The following is a 19,923-nucleotide window of genomic DNA, read 5'->3' on the forward strand; positions in this document are numbered from 1 at the left end:
GTTAATTGGTCGACACTCACTTCGGCATTAACCTAGGCTTGCATCGATAGTGTTAGTGTGGGGATCACCAAAGAAAAGCAATATCACTGCAATCGGTTAGCGGCATTAGGTCCAAACCGGTAGGCAATAGAAAAATGGGTAGACCGAAGGTCTACCCATTCTTTCACCTAACTGCAGATACCCGGAATCCAACTCACGCTTCAGACAGTTGTATCTAGCGGTGCCATGGCAGATCCTAAGATGGAGATATCAATGGCTTGCGTGACACTCGCATCAAAATCTGTATCCACAACGGCCAAATCAATCTGTAGTTCCGCACTGAGCGTGGCCGAGCTTTGTGTCATGACTCCGATGTCAGAAATCTTGACCACATCGCTATCAGTTTCAGTGACTCCGAAGGGCCGAATAGCTGTACTCGCGCCCTCCTCACCAATGGAAGAGTTGAACTCAATACCTTCACCGGCAACACCCTCAACTGACACCAACACCTGAGCACCAGTAATTAGATAGGACTCACCTGGACTATTGAAGTCATTGTTTTCAATGATGATGGCACCATCGTTGTTATCCAGCACAATCCGGTACTCCGGCGTAATTGGGTTGCCGAATTTAAGAATGTCACTGCTGTCGACTATCAAGGCTCTGGTAGTTGTATCCATGGTGTCAGGATTGATCAATGAAAGAACCACCACCAGATCCTCGGTGCTACCAATACCATCGAACTTCAGGAACATACTATCAGCGTATTCGGTTGCTGGCTGATCCAAATACCCATAGGGATTACTGTTATGGAGCGTAAAGTTAAGCACCTCACCTTTCTGGAGGGTGTCGCCTGCGACGCCGTTAGCAACGTTTGAGACGCTGACATAACTAGCTGCCTGAACGAACTGCTCACCATTCACAAACGTACCAGGATCGGTATCAACACCCAAAGCCTGTAGATTATTTACACCCGTGCCGCCGCCTGGTTCGCTGTAGCCTGAGAACTGCGCATAAAGCGAATTAGTCAACTGCGCCACGACGACGGCTGGCTGGGTCTTGTCAGTGGTCTCTGAGTTGACTTCATAACCGGTAAACCCAAGTGCACTTGACGTGGTGGAGATACTAAACCCTTGCAACGGCTCATCAAGCCAGAACTGATAAGAGCCATCAACCTTATCAAACTCAATGTAGCCACTAGCCGTACTGATCTCGACCGAAGACTCACTAGGCTGATAATCAAAACCTACCCTGAATAGCGCAGCCTCATCGGTCTCAGACACCCAAGTAATCGAACTGTTGGTAATTGAATTGACACCAACAGTACCAGTCAAACGGAACATTAGCAGGTCGGTATCCGTCGCTGAATACTCAGTCCGACTATCAGCACCCACTGAGTAGTCAAACACACCAGACGCGCCAGGATTGGGGTTTTCGGAATTCAGATACGTCACACCCGTTACTTCGTTGACAACAGGCGTATCATCATCGACCACAATCGACAGCAGCCCATCAACTGAATCGCCATCGACGTCGCTTACCCGGTAGGCCACATCAAATACGACTTCGTTTTCATCAAATGCGGTGTCGTGTTGCACCGGTGCATTCTGAACCACCGAGTAAGCACCCGTGGCTGAATCCAGACTCAAGGTCATAACAGTAGTGGCACCCTGCTTGACCAGCAGATCGCTGCCCGAGGCCTCGTAGGTAAAGCCAGCCGGTGCACCGTCTGTCAACCAGGCAATGCTACCGGGCTGATCTGCACCAACGGAGCTACCCAGCACACCAGTGGCCATGACAATATCCGGATCCTGATCATCGATACCACCTGGATTACCACCGGCCATGGCGTCATCGTCCAGATAGACCGTTGCATTCTCGGAGACGGTGGGCGTGTCATCATCCACTTCGATGGAGATCGACCCATCCACTGCATCACCGTCAGCATCCGTGACTCGATACCCAACCGTGAACGGTTGGTTGTTCTCATCCAAACCTGGTTGGCTGATAATGGCAGCGTTCTGGGTGACAGCATAAGCACCTGTAGCAGCATCCAGAGAGAGTGTGAGCACGGTCACGGCACCCTGCTTGACCAGCAGATCGCTACCCGAGGCTTCATAGGTAAAGCCAGCTGGTGCTCCGTCTGTCAACCAGACAATGCTGCCGGGCTGGTCAGCACCGAAGGAATGGCCTAGAACACCAGTCGCTGCAACTTGATCTGGATCCTGATCACCAATACCACCAGCATTACCCCCTGCCATGGCGTCATCGTCCAGATAGACCGTTGCATTCTCGGAGACCGTGGGTGTGTCGTCGTCAACAGTGATCGAGATCGATCCGTCGACTGAATCCCCATCAGCATCTGTTACCCGATAGCCAACTCGGAAGGTGGCATCATTCTCATCCATGCCAGCTTCATGCATGATGACAGCGTTCTGGGTGACAGCATAAGCACCTGTAGCGGCATCCAGAGAGAGTGTGAGCACGGTCACCGCGCCCTGCTTGACCAGCAGATCGCTGCCCGAGGCCTCGTAGGTAAAGCCAGCCGGTGCACCGTCTGTCAACCAGGCAATGCTACCGGGCTGATCTGCACCAACGGAGCTACCCAGCACACCAGTGGCCATGACAATATCCGGATCCTGATCATCGATACCACCTGGATTACCACCGGCCATGGCGTCATCGTCCAGATAGACCGTTGCATTCTCGGAGACGGTGGGCGTGTCATCATCCACTTCGATGGAGATCGACCCATCCACTGCATCACCGTCAGCATCCGTGACTCGATACCCAACCGTGAACGGTTGGTTGTTCTCATCCAAACCTGGTTGGCTGATAATGGCAGCGTTCTGGGTGACAGCATAAGCACCTGTAGCAGCATCCAGAGAGAGTGTGAGCACGGTCACGGCACCCTGCTTGACCAGCAGATCGCTACCCGAGGCTTCGTAGGTAAAGCCCGCCGGTGCACCGTCTGTCAACCAGACAATGCTGCCAGGTTGGTCTGCACCGAAGGAATGGCCTAGAACGCCAGTCGCTGCAACTTGATCGGGATCTTGATCATCGATGCCACCCGGATTACCACCGGCCATGGCATCATCGTCCAGATAGACCGTTGCATTCTCGGAGACCGTGGGTGTGTCGTCATCGACTTCGATGGAAATGGATCCATCAGTCGAATCTCCATCAGCATCCGTGACTCGATAGCCAACTGTGAAGGGCTGGTTGTTCTCATCCATGCCAGCTTCATGCATGATGGTAGCGTTCTGAACCACTGAGTAAGCACCTGTGGCTGAATCCAAGCTCAGGGTCATAACAGTGGTGGCACCCTGCTTGACCAGCAGATCGCTACCCGAGGCCTCGTAGGTAAAGCCAGCCGGTGCTCCGTCTGTCAACCAGGCAATGCTGCCAGGTTGATCTGCACCGAAGGAATGGCCTAGAACGCCAGTCGCTGCAACTTGATCTGGATCCTGATCACCAATACCACCAGCATTACCCCCTGCCATGGCGTCATCGTCCAGATAGACCGTTGCATTCTCAGAGACGGAGGGGGTGTCATCATCCACTTCGATGGAAATCGACCCATCCACTGCATCACCATCAGCATCTGTGACCCGATAGCCAACCCGGAAGGTGGCATCATTCTCATCCATGCCAGCTTCATGCATGATGACAGCGTTCTGGGTGACAGCATAAGCACCTGTAGCGGCATCCAGAGAGAGTGTGAGCACGGTCACCGCGCCCTGCTTGACCAGCAGATCGCTGCCCGAGGCCTCGTAGCTAAAGCCAGCCGGTGCACCGTCTGTCAACCAAGCAATGCTGCCGGGCTGGTCAGCACCGAAGGAATGGCCTAAAACACCAGTCGCTGCAACTTGATCTGGATCCTGATCACCAATACCACCAGCATTACCCCCGGCCATGGCGTCATCGTCCAGATAGACCATCGCATTCTCGGAGACGGTGGGGGTGTCATCGTCAACATTGACCGAGATCGATCCGTCGACCGAATCCCCATCAGCATCTGTGACCCGATAGCCAACCCGGAAGGTGGCATCATTCTCATCCATGCCAGCTTCATGCATGATGGCGGCATTCTGAGTGACTGAGTAAGCACCCGTGGCTGAATCCAAGCTCAGGGTCATAACAGTGGTGACACCCTGCTTGACCAGCAAATCGCTACCCGAGGCCTCGTAGGTAAAGCCCGCCGGTGCGCCGTCTGTCAACCAGGCAATGCTGCCAGGTTGATCTGCACCGAAGGAATGGCCTAGAACGCCAGTCGCTGCAACTTGATCTGGATCCTGATCATCGATACCACCTGGATTACCACCGGCCATGGCGTCATCGTCCAGATAGACCGTTGCATTCTCGGAGACGGTGGGCGTGTCATCATCCACTTCGATGGAGATCGACCCATCCACTGCATCACCGTCAGCATCCGTGACTCGATACCCAACCGTGAACGGTTGGTTGTTCTCATCCAAACCTGGTTGGCTGATAATGGCAGCGTTCTGGGTGACAGCATAAGCACCTGTAGCAGCATCCAGAGAGAGTGTGAGCACGGTCACGGCACCCTGCTTGACCAGCAGATCGCTGCCCGAGGACTCGTAGCTAAAGCCAGCTGGTGCTCCGTCTGTCAACCAGGCAATGCTGCCAGGTTGGTCTGCACCGAACGAGTGTGACAGCGTGCCCGTGGCAGCCACCACATCAGGATCTTGGTCGCCAACGCCACCGGGGTTACCTCCTGCCATGGCATCATCGTCCAGATAGACCGTTGCATTCTCGGAGACCGTGGGGGTGTCGTCATCGGCTTCGATGGAAATGGATCCATCAGTCGAATCTCCATCAGCATCTGTGACTCGATACCCAACTGTGAACGGCTGGTTGTTCTCATCCATGCCAGCTTCATGCATGATGGCGGCATTCTGAGTGACTGAGTAAGCACCCGTGGCTGAATCCAGACTCAAGGTCATAACAGTAGTGACACCCTGCTTGACCAGCAGATCGCTACCCGAGGCCTCGTAGGTAAAGCCAGCCGGTGCACCGTCTGTCAACCAGGCAATGCTGCCAGGTTGATCTGCACCGAAGGAATGGCCTAGAACGCCAGTCGCTGCAACTTGATCTGGATCCTGATCATCGATACCACCTGGATTACCACCGGCCATGGCGTCATCGTCCAGATAGACCGTTGCATTCTCGGAGACGGTGGGCGTGTCATCGTCAACATTGACCGAGATCGATCCGTCGACCGAATCCCCATCAGCATCTGTGACCCGATAGCCAACCCGGAAGGTGGCATCATTCTCATCCATGCCAGCTTCATGCATGATGGCAGCGTTCTGAACCACTGAGTAAGCACCTGTGGCTGAATCCAAGTTCAGGGTCATAACAGTGGTGGCACCCTGCTTGACCAGCAGATCGCTACCCGAGGCTTCGTAGGTAAAGCCCGCCGGTGCACCGTCTGTCAACCAGACAATGCTGCCGGGCTGGTCAGCACCGAAGGAATGGCCTAAAACACCAGTCGCTGCAACTTGATCTGGATCCTGATCACCAATACCACCAGCATTACCCCCTGCCATGGCGTCATCGTCCAGATAGACCATTGCATTCTCGGAGACAGTGGGCGTGTCGTCATCGACTTCGATGGAAATGGATCCATCAGTCGAATCTCCATCAGCATCTGTGACCCGATAGCCAACCCGGAAGGTGGCATCATTCTCATCCATGCCAGCTTCATGCATGATGGCGGCATTCTGAGTGACCGAGTAAGCACCCGTGGCTGAATCCAAGCTCAGGGTCATAACAGTAGTGGCACCTTGCTTGACCAGCAGATCGCTACCCGAGGCTTCGTAGGTAAAGCCCGCCGGTGCGCCGTCTGTCAACCAGGCAATGCTGCCAGGTTGATCTGCACCGAAGGAATGGCCTAGAACACCAGTCGCTGCAACTTGATCGGGATCTTGATCATCGATGCCACCCGGATTACCCCCTGCCATGGCGTCATCGTCCAGATAGACCATCGCATTCTCGGAGACCGTGGGTGTGTCGTCATCGACTTCGATGGAAATGGATCCATCAGTCGAATCTCCATCAGCATCCGTGACTCGATACCCAACTGTGAACGGCTGGTTGTTCTCATCCATGCCAGCTTCATGCATGATGGCAGCGTTCTGAACCACTGAGTAAGCACCTGTGGCTGAATCCAAGTTCAGGGTCATAACAGTGGTGGCACCCTGCTTGACTAGCAGATCGCTACCCGAAGCTTCGTAGGTAAAGCCCGCCGGTGCACCGTCTGTCAACCAGACAATGCTGCCGGGCTGGTCAGCACCAACGGAGCTACCCAGCACACCAGTGGCCATGACAATATCCGGATCCTGATCATCGATACCACCTGGATTACCACCGGCCATGGCGTCATCGTCCAGATAGACCGTTGCATTCTCGGAGACGGTGGGCGTGTCATCATCCACTTCGATGGAAATCGACCCATCCACTGCATCACCGTCAGCATCCGTGACTCGATACCCAACCGTGAACGGTTGGTTGTTCTCATCCAAACCTGGTTGGCTGATAATGGCAGCGTTCTGGGTGACAGCATAAGCACCTGTAGCAGCATCCAGAGAGAGTGTGAGCACGGTCACCGCACCCTGCTTGACCAGCAGATCGCTGCCCGAGGCCTCGTAGCTAAAGCCAGCCGGTGCACCGTCTGTCAACCAGGCAATGCTGCCAGGTTGATCTGCACCGAACGAGTGTGACAGCGTGCCCGTGGCAGCCACCACATCAGGATCCTGATCATCGATACCACCGGGGTTACCCCCAGCCATGGCATCATCGTCCAGATAGACCATTGCATTCTCGGAGACAGTGGGCGTGTCGTCATCGACTTCGATGGAAATGGATCCATCAGTCGAATCTCCATCAGCATCTGTGACCCGATAGCCAACCCGGAAGGTGGCATCATTCTCATCCATGCCAGCTTCATGCATGATGGCAGCGTTCTGGGTGACAGCATAAGCACCTGTAGCAGCATCCAGAGAGAGTGTGAGCACGGTCACCGCGCCCTGCTTGACCAGCAGATCGCTGCCCGAGGCCTCGTAGCTAAAGCCAGCCGGTGCACCGTCTGTCAACCAGGCAATGCTGCCAGGTTGATCTGCACCGAACGAGTGTGACAGCGTGCCCGTGGCAGCCACCACATCAGGATCCTGATCATCGATACCACCGGGGTTACCCCCAGCCATGGCATCATCGTCCAGATAGACCATTGCATTCTCGGAGACAGTGGGCGTGTCGTCATCGACTTCGATGGAAATGGATCCATCAGTCGAATCTCCATCAGCATCTGTGACCCGATAGCCAACCCGGAAGGTGGCATCATTCTCATCCATGCCAGCTTCATGCATGATGGCGGCATTCTGAGTGACCGAGTAAGCACCCGTGGCTGAATCCAAGCTCAGGGTCATAACAGTAGTGGCACCTTGCTTGACCAGCAGATCGCTACCCGAGGCTTCGTAGGTAAAGCCCGCCGGTGCGCCGTCTGTCAACCAGGCAATGCTGCCAGGTTGATCTGCACCGAAGGAATGGCCTAGAACGCCAGTCGCTGCAACTTGATCTGGATCCTGATCATCGATACCACCCGGATTACCCCCTGCCATGGCGTCATCGTCCAGATAGACCATTGCATTCTCGGAGACGGTGGGTGTGTCGTCATCGACTTCGATGGAAATGGATCCATCAGTCGAATCTCCATCAGCATCCGTGACTCGATAGCCAACTGTGAAGGGCTGGTTGTTCTCATCCATGCCAGCTTCATGCATGATGGCGGCATTCTGAGTGACTGAGTAAGCACCCGTGGCTGAATCCAGACTCAAGGTCATAACAGTGGTGGCACCCTGCTTGACCAGCAGATCGCTACCCGAGGCCTCGTAGGTAAAGCCCGCCGGTGCACCGTCTGTCAACCAGGCAATGCTGCCAGGTTGATCTGCACCGAAGGAATGGCCTAGAACACCAGTCGCTGCAACTTGATCGGGATCTTGATCATCGATGCCACCCGGATTACCCCCTGCCATGGCGTCATCGTCCAGATAGACCATTGCATTCTCGGAGACCGTGGGTGTGTCGTCATCGACTTCGATGGAAATGGATCCATCAGTCGAATCACCATCAGCGTCTGTGACCCGATAGCCAACCCGGAAGGTGGCATCATTCTCATCCATGCCAGCTTCATGCATGATGGCGGCATTCTGAGTGACTGAGTAAGCACCCGTGGCTGAATCCAGACTCAAGGTCATAACAGTAGTGACACCCTGCTTGACCACCAGATCGCTACCCGAAGCTTCGTAGGTAAAGCCAGCCGGCGCTCCGTCTGTCAACCAAGTAATGCTGCCAGGTTGATCAACGCCATATCCATGAGTCAGCACACCGCTCACTGCCACTACATCTGGATCCTGGTCGTCGATACCTCCGGGGTTACCCCCGGCCATGGCATCATCGTCCAGATAAATCGGATCATTGATTGAACCTGTAACGCCATCATCTTCAAAAACCATCGCCGAGCCAATTTCAGTCACCGCTGACGAGGTTTGAACCAGAGTAAACGCACCGAGGTCAAACGAGGCATTGAGGTTTTCATTTCGGGAACCTGCGTTTTCTACCAGGACGCGATTATGAGCCTCATCCGTGTAGTACTCGATCTGGTATCCGGGATTGACACCTGCAATATTGGCCACACCGTTGATGATGGTGATTTCGATGTCAGAACTTTGAACCGAGCCGTTAGAGTCCTCGAGCACTACACCGTTTTGGTCATAAACGGTTACGCGGGTGACGTTAATTTGCATGTCATCAGCCAATAACCCATCAACAAACTGAGTGCCGACCTGCGCTTCGGTATGCCAAGCCGAGACTTCAACAGTGGCTGATTTGACGGGCTGCAATTGACTGATTACAAAACTCGCCTGAAACGCTTCAATCGTGCCAGTAAATTGGATGTTGGCCTCAACGACTGCTTCACCGGGACTTAGGTTAACACCGGTATAGGCCGGATTAGCACCCGAAACAAAACTCACAACCACGCCTTCGGCTGGCTTGACCACTTCTCCAAACTTGTCATACGTCGGGGGATCAATCATCTGATTGTTAGTGCCCACTGTCGTGGAGGTTGCTGCACTGGGGTTGACCGTATCACCTGAGTTAACGGCCTGACCCTCTGATTGATTAGCCGGCTGTTTGCCGGTGTAGACAAGCGCGGCATTTTCATTGCCGGTCATGAAAAACAAATACTGACCGGGCTTCACATCGCTTAGGTCATACGTTGTTTGTCCACCCGTTTTAATAAAAACTCGATCACTGAGGTCTACTGCTTCATCAGCATCCGTAGGATCCGGGTGTTGGAGCGGTTCATACAATGCAGTCCACATCATTACACCAGGCGCAGATGCGGTCTGAATCTCAATATAAGCTGCTAATACCACATCACCATCGCCCGTTTTTCCAAGCAACAACCCCGGATCAACAGTATCGGTATAGAGGTAAATTGGCTCACCATCCACGGTAAATAAGCCACTTTCATCACCATCAAGTGGCATGCCCATAGCATCGGAAAAAGACAAACCCGTCAGTGTTGATAAATCCCCAGTGAATTGAGCCAATGGCTTGCCAGCTACTCCGTCATAGCCACTTAGCGCAGCAAAAGCAGGCATGCCAGCCCCAATCGCCTGTAGTCGATCCACCATATTGATTGGTAATTGACTAGTGTCGATGTCGTTGTCATCCTGATCACCAGGCGATGTTGAGTTGGCTAGGTTTTGTAGGGCATTGCTCTCATCGAGTGCAACCCGGTTGCCGCTGACATTCAAAGTAGGCGGCTCACCGGTCAAAATTTGCATTTCCGGCACCAACGCCAGTTCTCCAATGGCCGAATCGCCATCGCGATCAACCACCTCATAAAAGAGCGGTAACTCTATGGCTGAGCCAGGAGAGCCTTGTGCCAATACATGTTGAGTCGCTTGGTATTGGTTCGTGTCGGGATCAAACTCAACCGATAGCAACAGCGTGTCGCCTTGATAGACGTCGAGCAGGTTTCCAGTCGCTATATAAGAAAACCCCTCTGGTGCACCGGTCTCAATCCAGCGAAATCCGTCACTGCCGTCAGAGCCATAGTCAACGTTCATGCCACCTGACTGACGCATCACGGTCTGCTGTTCACCATCAATTTCAACCACCTCGGTATTGATGTAATCAGTCAGGGCGGGACCCACGAGAGGCGCATCATCTTCGAATTGCAAGAGTTGACCCACTTCAATCGTAGCCAACTCGATAGTTCCTGTCGAAAAACCCCCTACATCAAATGCAGCAGCTTTGGCACCGCGCTCAGCATCCGGATTTGTAATGCTCACTCGTTGATGATCAGCTACTGTTTGGTACTCGATCCAGTACCCCGCCTGCACACCCGTGACCGTTGCGACGCCGCCCTGTATATCAATCGCAATACTTGTACTGTCAACCGACCCATTGCTATCTTCGAGTACATTAAGTTCACGATCAAGCACACGAACTCTTTCAATTTGAACCGGTGTATTGATCACACTTGAATCGATAAAATTCTCGCCTGTCCCCGCATTGGTCTGCCAGGCGGCGACTTCAACTGTGGCATCTCTGACTGCTGGTTGCGTCTGGCTCACCATGAAGTAAGCTGAGTTCACTGAACGCAAGCTGCCAAACTGAATATTTGCTTCGCGGTCCGCCTCGGTCTGTGACAATTCAGATCCGGTATAGCTCGGGTTAGGGTCGTTCACAAAAGTAATGAACAAACCCTCCCCTTCCGGATCGATCATTTGATTGTTGACACCCAGAGACGAGACCCCGTTGGCCTGACTGACATTAACCGTGTCACCTTTGTTGATTTGCTGCCCAGCAGACTGATTGGCTGGCTCTTTGCCAGTCACGACGTAGCCGGATTGCGCATCACCCACCATGAAAAACAAATGATTGCCGGACGGAATGTCGTGCAGATCCTGAGTATTGGCTGTGCTGATCTGGGCAAATACCAGACCACTCAAATCAACAGCTTCATCGGTATCAGTGGGGTCAGGATGCTCAAGTGGCTGATACAAGATGCTCCACAGCGCACCTCCCTGCACACTGTTGTCGGTGTGTTCCAAATACACCGCCATCACCACATCACCTAAAGCTGTGGTGCCGTAGACAATGGCGGGATTATGAGTGTCCGAGTAAAGATAGATAGCCTCACCGGTCACTGTCCTTAAGCCACTATCAGTACCGAAAAAGGTTTGACCCTGTGCATCGACCAAAGACATCACGACCGTGCTTGCCTGTGACTCAAACTCAAACGCATTGCCACCAATAAATCCGTTAAATCCTGTCAAGGCGGCATGCGCGGGGTCACCCAACCCCATTTCAATCAGGCGAGCAACAAATGCAGCTGGCAAGGCATCAACATGCGCATCATGGTCATCGCGATCACGTACAGTAGTACCTAGTTCAGCATTTTGCAACCCGACTGACTCATCTAGCGAGGTGTGATTGCCCGTATACCAAATCTCAAGGCTCGATTCAGGATCTGACTGTTGTGACGATTCGGATTCAGTAGCGAGACCTTGATTGGAAGTTTGGGTATTAACAGTTGGATCAGGGTCACCACTTGGATCAAATGCCATTGGTTCAAGCGTACGACCACCAGGTGAAACGCCTCGTGCGCTAGCGACATCAGCCAATACATCATCGTCCGAGTCAGGACGACGAACATCCACTCCTGCCATTTGGCTTAGGCCGCTACTCGCGTCACCCATGGGTTTATGTCCGGCATGGCCATAAAGCACCGTATGAGACGAAAACGAGTCTTGCAACTCATTAACAAGTGACAAACGACCTGCAACTGGGAGTTTGGACATGGTGTTCTCCTGACAAGATGAATTGACGTTGATGCGTTATTGCCTCGACATGAAGCAGCAAACGCGCATATTTCATCTTCAACGAATCGATGGAGAACTTAAATTGATCAGGCGAACTTGTTTTGTAGTAGATGTGGCATATGCCGGTTGTCACACATCATGTTAGGCAGTTACAAGCTGAGAGCGGATGGCATAACGTGTAATGTCTGCCGTTTTGTGCGCACCGATTTTTCTCATGATATTGCGACGATGAACTTCCACCGTGCTTGGTGAAATCGTGAGAATGCGAGCGATCTCTTTCGAAGAATGGCCATCAGAGACGAGTCTGACGACTTGTTTTTCTCTTTCACTCAGACATTCGTTTTCAATCGGCTGATTCCGATTAAACAATCCGCCTAGCAAGGTCTCGGCAACCTTCTGACAGACATAGGTGTTGCCATTGGCAACGCTGCGAACTGCTGGGATCAGCTCATCAAACCCAGCGTGGATTGGTGAAATAAAGCCCTTAGCCCCAGACTCCATGATTTCAAGCACAAAGTGACGCTCCACAGTGTTTGAAACTACTAAAAAGTTCGCGGCATCGCTACCCGCAGAAAAGTCGCGTATGTATCTTGGCGTGTGAGTATCCTGGAAGCGACCGCAGATCACGACCACGTTTGGCACGTGTGTCACATATAACTTTTCGAAATGGCGAGGATCTTCGACCCAGCCAACGACGCTCAAATCCGCCTCCTGTTGCAAGCGCAAACAGGCGCCTTCCGAGATCATATGTCTATGTGACGCAATTAAAATTTTCTTATTCATCGTCAAACCTTGTTTTTAAACAATTTTTTGTAGTCTGGCTGAGCGATCTATTCTTGAAAATTTACAAAATCTCGTAAATACCCTTTAAGTTGTATTGCATAGTAGTTATTTTTCATTAATTATTACGAATTAAGCTGTGGCGGAATAAGTCAGCGTTGGGGCGACTTCGGCGCTAAGCAACTATTTTAATTTTGATAGGCTAAAAAATAAAAATGGGGGAAGCCATGCCCAATCACGGAGGTTTCCATGAAAAGCCACCATTCAGTTGTGATCGCTGCCCACTCCCATCTCGGATTCGAGGCGATTGCCGCTCTTATCAACTCCCACCCAGATTACAGTATCGCCACTTACCAGAGTGATGAAACACTACTGATCGACACATTGCAGCAACATGCTGCCGACGTTTTGGTCATGTGCTACCAATTTGGCAACAATGGCTCTGGCCCGACCATCCCCGATATCAAACAATCGATGCCCGATATCGCCGTAGTGATCGTGAGCGCTCAGCCCCGTGACTTTGAAACAGTCTGCCTACTATATCAAGCAGGCGCAAGTGCATTTTTGTGTTCAACCACCGCAAACCAGCACGCCTTGTTTAACGCTCTCGAGTACGCTACCCACGGTAACAACTACTACACCAACTCGCATAAAGACAAACTCATTGAAACGACAGTTATTTCCACAACCACACCAATAACGAGCGCTGGAAATGGCAAGATTAAACAGGAGGCGGTTGGCTCAAATCTGGGCACTCGAGAAAAACAAGTGTTGTCACTAATTGCGCAAGGACATAGCGCCAAGGAGGTCGCCCGTATTCTGCATATCTCAAAAAACACAGTCGAAGTCCACCGTCGCAACATCATGATTAAGCTCGGATTGCGCAAGTCAACCGAGCTCACACGCTACGCCATTGAACACAAGCTTGACGAGTTTTGATGCGCCTATCAGCAGCTAGACGTTGTCACCGCGTCATTGACTGTACATCCATAAACTAGCCTCTCGATACAAAGCCTCACGATTCAAGCACACGGATCGGGTTTCTGATAGGCTTTCGCTGATTGCCACCGGTCTGAAATGACCTGGTGCTAGCTGTCACAAATTCAGGGAACCAAGATGAATCTCTATGCCAAACTCCAAGCCCGAGCCGCGCAGAACAAACCAATCCGAATCGGTCTGATCGGTGCCGGTAAGTTTGCGTCAATGTATTTGGCTCAAGTACCCAAGACACCCGGCATACACCTTGTGGGTATTGCCGATTTGTTACCAGACAATGCCAAACGCAACCTCGCACGTGTGGGTTGGCAAGCCGAACAATGCGGTGCCGATTCGATGGAGGCTGCGCTAGCTCATGGCAACACGCATGTGGGTGATGATTGGCTGGCCCTAGTTAAACATCCAGCCATTGACATCATTGTGGAGGCTACTGGCTCACCGATTGCCGCTGTTAATCACTGTCTGGGTGCATTTAATAACGGCAAACATGTTGTCAATGTGACGGTGGAAGCTGACGCGCTGTGCGGACCAATGCTGGGCAAACACGCACGAGATGCTGGTGTTGTCTATAGCTTGGCCTACGGTGACCAACCGGCTTTGGTGTGTGACCTGGTGGACTGGGCGCGTGCAGCTGGCTTTAACGTGATATCCGCTGGCCGCGGCCACAAGTGGCTGCCACACTTTGCGCAATCAACACCTGATACCGTCTGGGACAATTGGGGACTGACGCCAGAACAAGCTGAGCGCGGGGGCTTAAATCCCAAGATGTTCAATTCATTTCTTGACGGCTCGAAACCTGCGATTGAATCAACGGCCATTTGCAACGCCACCGGGCTGGTGGCACCGCCCGATGGCCTTACTTACCCACCGGCAAGCGTGGACGATATCCCGTTTGTCTGCCGTCCGATTCCCGAAGGTGGCGTCTTGCATCAAAAAGGACAAGTCGAAGTGGTGTCTTCACTTGAACGTGACGGCCGCGAGATTCCTTACGACATTCGCATGGGTGTATTTGTGGTGTTTGAGGGCGAAACGGAGTACATCCGCAATTGCTTTAGCGAATACAAAGTCAGAACCGATCCGAGTGGTCGCTATGCCTGTCTTTACAAACGCTGGCACTTAATTGGACTGGAAGTAGGCATATCGGTGGCATCGGTTGGGCTACGGCATGAGGCGACTGGCAGCCCGATTTGCTTAAATGCTGATGTCGTGGCTACAGCCAAGCGAGATCTCGCCCCCGGCGAAGTGCTGGACGGTGAAGGTGGCTATACCGTAGTGGGAAGCCTGTTTCAGGCCACCAAGTCGAAAGCCATCGACGCCCTGCCCCTGGGTCTAGCCCACAACCTCAAAGTCACACGCGCAGTCAAGGCAGGCCAGCACTTGACCTGGCAAGATGTTGCAGCTGACACAACGCTGGCTGCCTACCATTTGCGCAATGACATGATGAAAACTCTCTTGCCCTAGGAACTTGCTTGAAACCTGCAGAAGTCTATTTCAGTGTTGACATTGAGGCCGATGGCCCCATCCCCGGGGCAAACTCCATGTTGTCTTTAGGTTGTGCCGCCTTTGATCCTGAGGGTCGGGCGCTTGGCACTTACAGTGCCAACCTGAAACCTTTACCACAAGCAACACCCGACCCGCGCACAATGTCCTGGTGGGCAACGCAACCAACAGCCTGGCAAGCTTGCCAACAAAACCAGCGCGAGCCGTCTGAAGTAATGCCCGAATTTGCCAAGTGGGTGCTCAGCACCGCAGGCGATGGTGTTAAGCCGGTGTTTGCAGCCTGGCCAGTGGGTTTTGATTTCACTCACGTGTATTGGTACTTGATTCGATTCCACGGACACAGTCCATTTAGCCACCATGCGCTAGACATTCGTAGTTTTGCGATGGCATTCATGAATCTGACATACCGCAGTTCACACAAGTCCAAACTGCAAAAACGCCTGAGAGACCGCTTACAGTTGACGCACCGTCATGATCACATCGCAATACATGATGCTATCGAACAAGGTGAATTACTAGTGGCGCTCTTGGCCGCCAACCGTGAACAGCATGCTCAACTAAACTCGCGGCTAACTAATCTATGACTGATTGATGCTCCGACATTTTTATTGTCAGGTAAGTAACTGCAACTATGACCAAGCCAACAGATCATCAGACCGATGTATCGATGCATCGGTCTGACAGGCTGAGCTGGGATTTATCTACGCCTTTAATGGCGCTTCACCTGGTCGCAACAATTGAGTCAAGGTCGTTACCTGCGCGTAGTCCTGATAGCCGCAACGCGCCATGGTCTGAGCCTTCAGCATATCGAATCGCCCATTGACCAGGCAATCATCAGCGATGTGCACGCCAACGACCTGCCCAATCACCATGTACCGCCCCGTCAATTCACCATGCATGTCAACCAGTTCGTTGACAGCGGTGACTTTGCACTCTAATGCAGCTGGGGTATCGGCTACACGCGGAGGCTTGACTATTCGGCTAGGTGCGGAACCAAGCTTGGCAAACTCAAACTCATTCTCACCTGGATCCAACGCCGCTGATGTGGCGTTCATGGCTTGCATCAGCGATGCACTCACAAGGTTATAGACAAATTCACCGGTCTCGCGCGCGTTTCGCACGCTATCTTTCAGGCCTTCGCTAGAGAACATGATCATCTCGGGCACGCCCGAGACAGCGTTAAAGAAACTGTAAGGCGCCAAATTCGGCCGACCCTGGCCATCAATTGTCGACACCCACCCGATCGGCCGCGGTGCGATGATGGCTTTGAATGGATTAAAGGGCAGACCGTGGCCATGGCTTGGCTCGTAGAACATCTCGATCACTCTCCTGATTGGTTTTTATAAGTTCTGTAAATTTTTTGGCAGGCATGAGACTTGCTTGATCAAACCTGCAATTCAGATCGAACGCTCGACACTGAATGCTTATCCCCAAACTTTTTAACTTAATGGTGACGTGACTATAGCAAGTGATACGACCGGCAGGTTGACAAAGTTTCAGGCAAAGCAACGAGCCAAACCGATGTCACCAAGCTTATGGAAGATAACCCTTTAACGAATGTTTGATGAATGATGACTTGCCAGTTCATTCGGATATGAACAGTAGATATCGGTGTAAACACCTAGATGGTGCAAACCCGCACTCGCTTGATGTGCTCCGCACAAAGCCAGTGCCTATGCGGCTCACAGGACATTAAGAATTTTTACATAGGGAATATATTTATGCGCAGATTTGTTGTACGAAGTGTTGATTGTTGCTAATCTTGTCCGACGTTGTGGGCATGATTTAACAACAACAGCTATCTAAACCGCCTTGCAATACCGATCCTCTAACTTGGAGAACAGACATGACATTGACTAAAAGTCTGGTGACTGCAGCAGCATTGGCGACACTGTCCTTTGGCGCTGCCGCCCAAACCAACTGGAACATGGCTACACCCTATCCAGAAGCCGAATTCCACACTAAAAACATCCAACAGTTTGTGGCTGATGTCAACAAACTGTCTGGCGGTGATCTCACGATCAAAGTTCACTCAGCCCAGTCTTTGTTCAAGCACCCCGAAATTCCTCGCGCGGTACGCACGGGACAGGTTGAAATCGGCGAGACCCTGATGGCCAACCTGTCAAACCAGAGCCCTGTTTTCCAAGTGGACGCTATTCCCTTTTTGGTCGATGGTTATGCGTCAGCCAAGAAACTCTGGCAAGGTCAGCGCCCGTTTGTTGAAAAATACCTGCAAGACAACGGTATGCGTTTGATCTACGCGATCCCATGGCCAGGACAGGGCTTTTACACATCCAAGGAAATCCAGTCGATTGCCGACATGGAGGGAGTGAAGTTCCGTACTTACAACTCCACGACCGAGAAAATGGCTACGCTGATGAAAGCCGTGCCCACCACAGTTGAGGCAGTTGAAATTCCCCAAGCTTTCACGGCAGGGATTGTGAATGCTATGGTGACCTCTGCTGCTACTGGCGTGCGCACTGAAGCCTGGACCTTCTCGAATTACTACTACGATACTCAGGCCTGGATGCCCAAAAACATGATTTATGTAAATGAGGCAGCATTCAAGCGTTTGAGCCCCAAGGCGCAACAGGCATTGATTGATGCCGGTAAATCAGCTGAGGAGCGTGGCTGGAAAATGAGCGAAGAGGTGTTCACCGAGACCACCAACACGCTGAAGAGCAAAATGCAATACCGTCAGCCTAATGAAGCACTCACCAAGGCATTGGCACAGATTGGTGACGTGATGTCCGCTGACTGGGCTCAAGCTGTTGGCGCAGACGCCGACAAGATTCTGGCGCCATTGCGCTAACCTGACCTAACCGTCACAAAGCCGGCGCCATCCGCCGGCTTTGTTTTTACTGGAATGACAAACCATGTTCAGTAAGTTCTTGGATCGGCTGTTTACCTGGAGCGGTTACCTGGCTGGCGTTTTTCTAGTCACAATCGCGGTGTTGGTGGTGGCGCAAATTGTTGCTCGCCTCATGAACACGCAAATCCCGTCTGCTGATGAATTTGCTGGTTACAGCCTGGCAGCCAGCAGCTTTTTGGGATTGGCATATTCATTTCGTTCCGGCTCACACATTCGGGTCACGCTTTTGACAGGCCGTCTATCATCCAAAGCCCAGCGTGTAACGCTACTGCTGGTGCTAGCCTATGCAGTCATCATGATTGCGATCTGGGCATACAACTCCATCGGACTGGTGTGGGAGAGCTACACGTTCAAAGAAATGTCCACTGGCATTGTGAAATACCCCATCTGGATTCCACAGTTAAGTATGGGCATCGGGGTGACACTTTTTTGTTTGGCGATTCTCGAAGATCTGGTGAATGTGATTCGAGACAAAGTGCCGAATTTCGAAAAAAATAAAGAACAGATGGTGGACTAGCCATGGACGTCTCAATGATTGGTTTGATTGTGGCGGTCATCATGCTGGTGCTGCTGGCATCTGGTGTGTGGGTGGCTATTACCTTGATGTCGGTGGGTCTACTGAGCATGTTGATGTTCTCACACGCACCGGCTGCCACTATCCAGTCCACAGTGATCTGGGGCCAAAGCTCTAGCTGGGCATTGACAGCACTACCCTTGTTTATCTGGATGGGTGAGATTCTTTATCGCACCCGGCTCGCCAAAGACATGTTCGAGGGTTTGACGCCCTGGCTTGCCGGATTTCCAGGCCGATTGATCCACATTAACGTGGTGAGTTGCGGGATTTTTGCGGCAGTATCGGGATCCTCCGCCGCCACCACAGCTACGATTGGCCGAATCACCATCCCGGAGCTACTTAAGCGTGGCTATGACGAAAAAACCACGATCGGCAGCTTGGCTGGTTCTTCAACCCTGGGCTTTTTGATTCCGCCGTCTATCATCATGATCGTGTATGGTGTGGCCGCTGATGTGTCTATCACCCGGCTCTTTATTGCAGGCGTCTTGCCGGGCGTCATGCTAATGGCTTTGTTTATGGGTTACCTGGCCATCTGGTCCATGATCAACCCCTCCAAGGTACCGCCGCGTGAAGATCGGGTACCAATCCTGCAGCGTATCTGGGCGACACGCAAGCTTTTTCCGATTGTGGCCCTGATGATCGCCGTTATTGGCTCTATCTACATGGGCATTGCCACAGCAACCGAAGCCGCGGCTGTGGGTGTTGTGGGTGCCTTGTTGATTGCACTATTTACTGGGTCACTCACCCGACAAAGTTTCATCGACAGTGTGCTTGGAGCAACGCGAACCAGTGTCATGGTGTCATTCATTCTTGCCGGCGCCGCGTTCCTGTCAACTGCCATGGGCTTCACGGGTATTCCGCGTGAGCTAGCTGCCTGGGTTGGCACACTCGGACTCGATAAGTTCGAGTTACTACTGGCCTTGACGCTATTGTTCATCATCTTAGGCTGCTTTCTGGATGGCATCTCAATCGTTGTATTAACTGCCGCAGTCATCATGCCCATCACTCAGCAAGCTGGCATCGATCCGATCTGGTTTGGTATTTTCATTGTGGTGGTGATTGAAATGTCACAAATCACGCCACCTGTGGGTATTAATCTCTTTATCCTGCAATCCATGACGGGCCGCAACATATGGCAGGTGGCTGTTGCGGCATTCCCGTTTTTCTTATTACTGGTAGTGGCTACGATTCTGCTGATCATCTTCCCGGAAATCGCCACCTGGTTGCCTGATACGATCAGGCAGTAAGGACATCAGCTAACCGGTAACCCAAAACAAATTGATAGACCATTTAGCGGTACC

The 19,923-nt window shown here is 52.2% G+C and carries 9 protein-coding genes; 6 read left to right on the forward strand and 3 right to left on the reverse strand.

Going from position 1 to position 19,923, the window contains the following annotated elements:
- Positions 1-200: 200 nt before the first annotated feature.
- Complete coding sequence (locus tag DHf2319_RS09805) at positions 201-11,879, reverse strand: DUF5801 repeats-in-toxin domain-containing protein (RefSeq protein WP_243478035.1); 11,679 nt, start codon at positions 11,877-11,879, stop codon at positions 201-203.
- 162 nt (positions 11,880-12,041) lie between these two features.
- A complete protein-coding gene (locus DHf2319_RS09810; protein ID WP_243478036.1) occupies positions 12,042-12,683 on the reverse strand; it encodes a response regulator transcription factor in 642 nt (213 codons plus the stop codon).
- Between the two features lie 246 nt (positions 12,684-12,929).
- On the opposite strand from DHf2319_RS09810, the gene DHf2319_RS09815 reads away from it, so the two are divergent.
- The 3 genes from DHf2319_RS09815 (at position 12,930) to DHf2319_RS09825 (ending at position 15,760) form a co-directional block, all read left to right on the forward strand.
- The gene (locus DHf2319_RS09815) at positions 12,930-13,619 is read left to right on the forward strand and encodes a response regulator transcription factor (protein ID WP_243478037.1); all 690 of its coding nucleotides are present in this window, start codon (positions 12,930-12,932) and stop codon (positions 13,617-13,619) included.
- 177 nt (positions 13,620-13,796) lie between these two features.
- On the forward strand, positions 13,797-15,137 hold the full coding sequence (locus DHf2319_RS09820; RefSeq protein ID WP_243478038.1) for an NAD(P)H-dependent oxidoreductase: 1,341 nt from the start codon (positions 13,797-13,799) through the stop codon (positions 15,135-15,137).
- Between the two features lie 8 nt (positions 15,138-15,145).
- A complete protein-coding gene (locus tag DHf2319_RS09825) occupies positions 15,146-15,760 on the forward strand; it encodes a 3'-5' exoribonuclease domain-containing protein (RefSeq protein ID WP_243478039.1) in 615 nt (204 codons plus the stop codon).
- A gap of 117 nt (positions 15,761-15,877) precedes the next feature.
- On the opposite strand, the gene DHf2319_RS09830 is transcribed toward DHf2319_RS09825, so the two are convergent.
- Positions 15,878-16,492 carry a flavin reductase family protein gene (locus tag DHf2319_RS09830; RefSeq protein WP_243478040.1) on the reverse strand — a complete coding sequence of 205 codons (615 nt, stop codon included), beginning with the start codon at positions 16,490-16,492 and terminating at the stop codon, positions 15,878-15,880.
- Positions 16,493-17,022: 530 nt separating this feature from the next.
- Here DHf2319_RS09830 and DHf2319_RS09835 point away from each other — a divergent pair.
- From DHf2319_RS09835 to DHf2319_RS09845, 3 genes are all read left to right on the forward strand, one after another.
- Positions 17,023-17,988, forward strand: coding sequence for a TRAP transporter substrate-binding protein (locus tag DHf2319_RS09835; protein WP_243478041.1), 966 nt, complete (start codon positions 17,023-17,025; stop codon positions 17,986-17,988).
- Positions 17,989-18,052: 64 nt separating this feature from the next.
- Complete coding sequence (locus tag DHf2319_RS09840; RefSeq protein WP_243478042.1) at positions 18,053-18,565, forward strand: TRAP transporter small permease; 513 nt, start codon at positions 18,053-18,055, stop codon at positions 18,563-18,565.
- A gap of 2 nt (positions 18,566-18,567) precedes the next feature.
- The gene (locus DHf2319_RS09845; RefSeq protein ID WP_243478043.1) at positions 18,568-19,869 is read left to right on the forward strand and encodes a TRAP transporter large permease; all 1,302 of its coding nucleotides are present in this window, start codon (positions 18,568-18,570) and stop codon (positions 19,867-19,869) included.
- Positions 19,870-19,923: the final 54 nt, after the last annotated feature.

The sequence above is a fragment of the Orrella daihaiensis genome (assembly GCF_022811525.1).
GTDB lineage: Bacteria > Pseudomonadota > Gammaproteobacteria > Burkholderiales > Burkholderiaceae_B > Algicoccus > Algicoccus daihaiensis.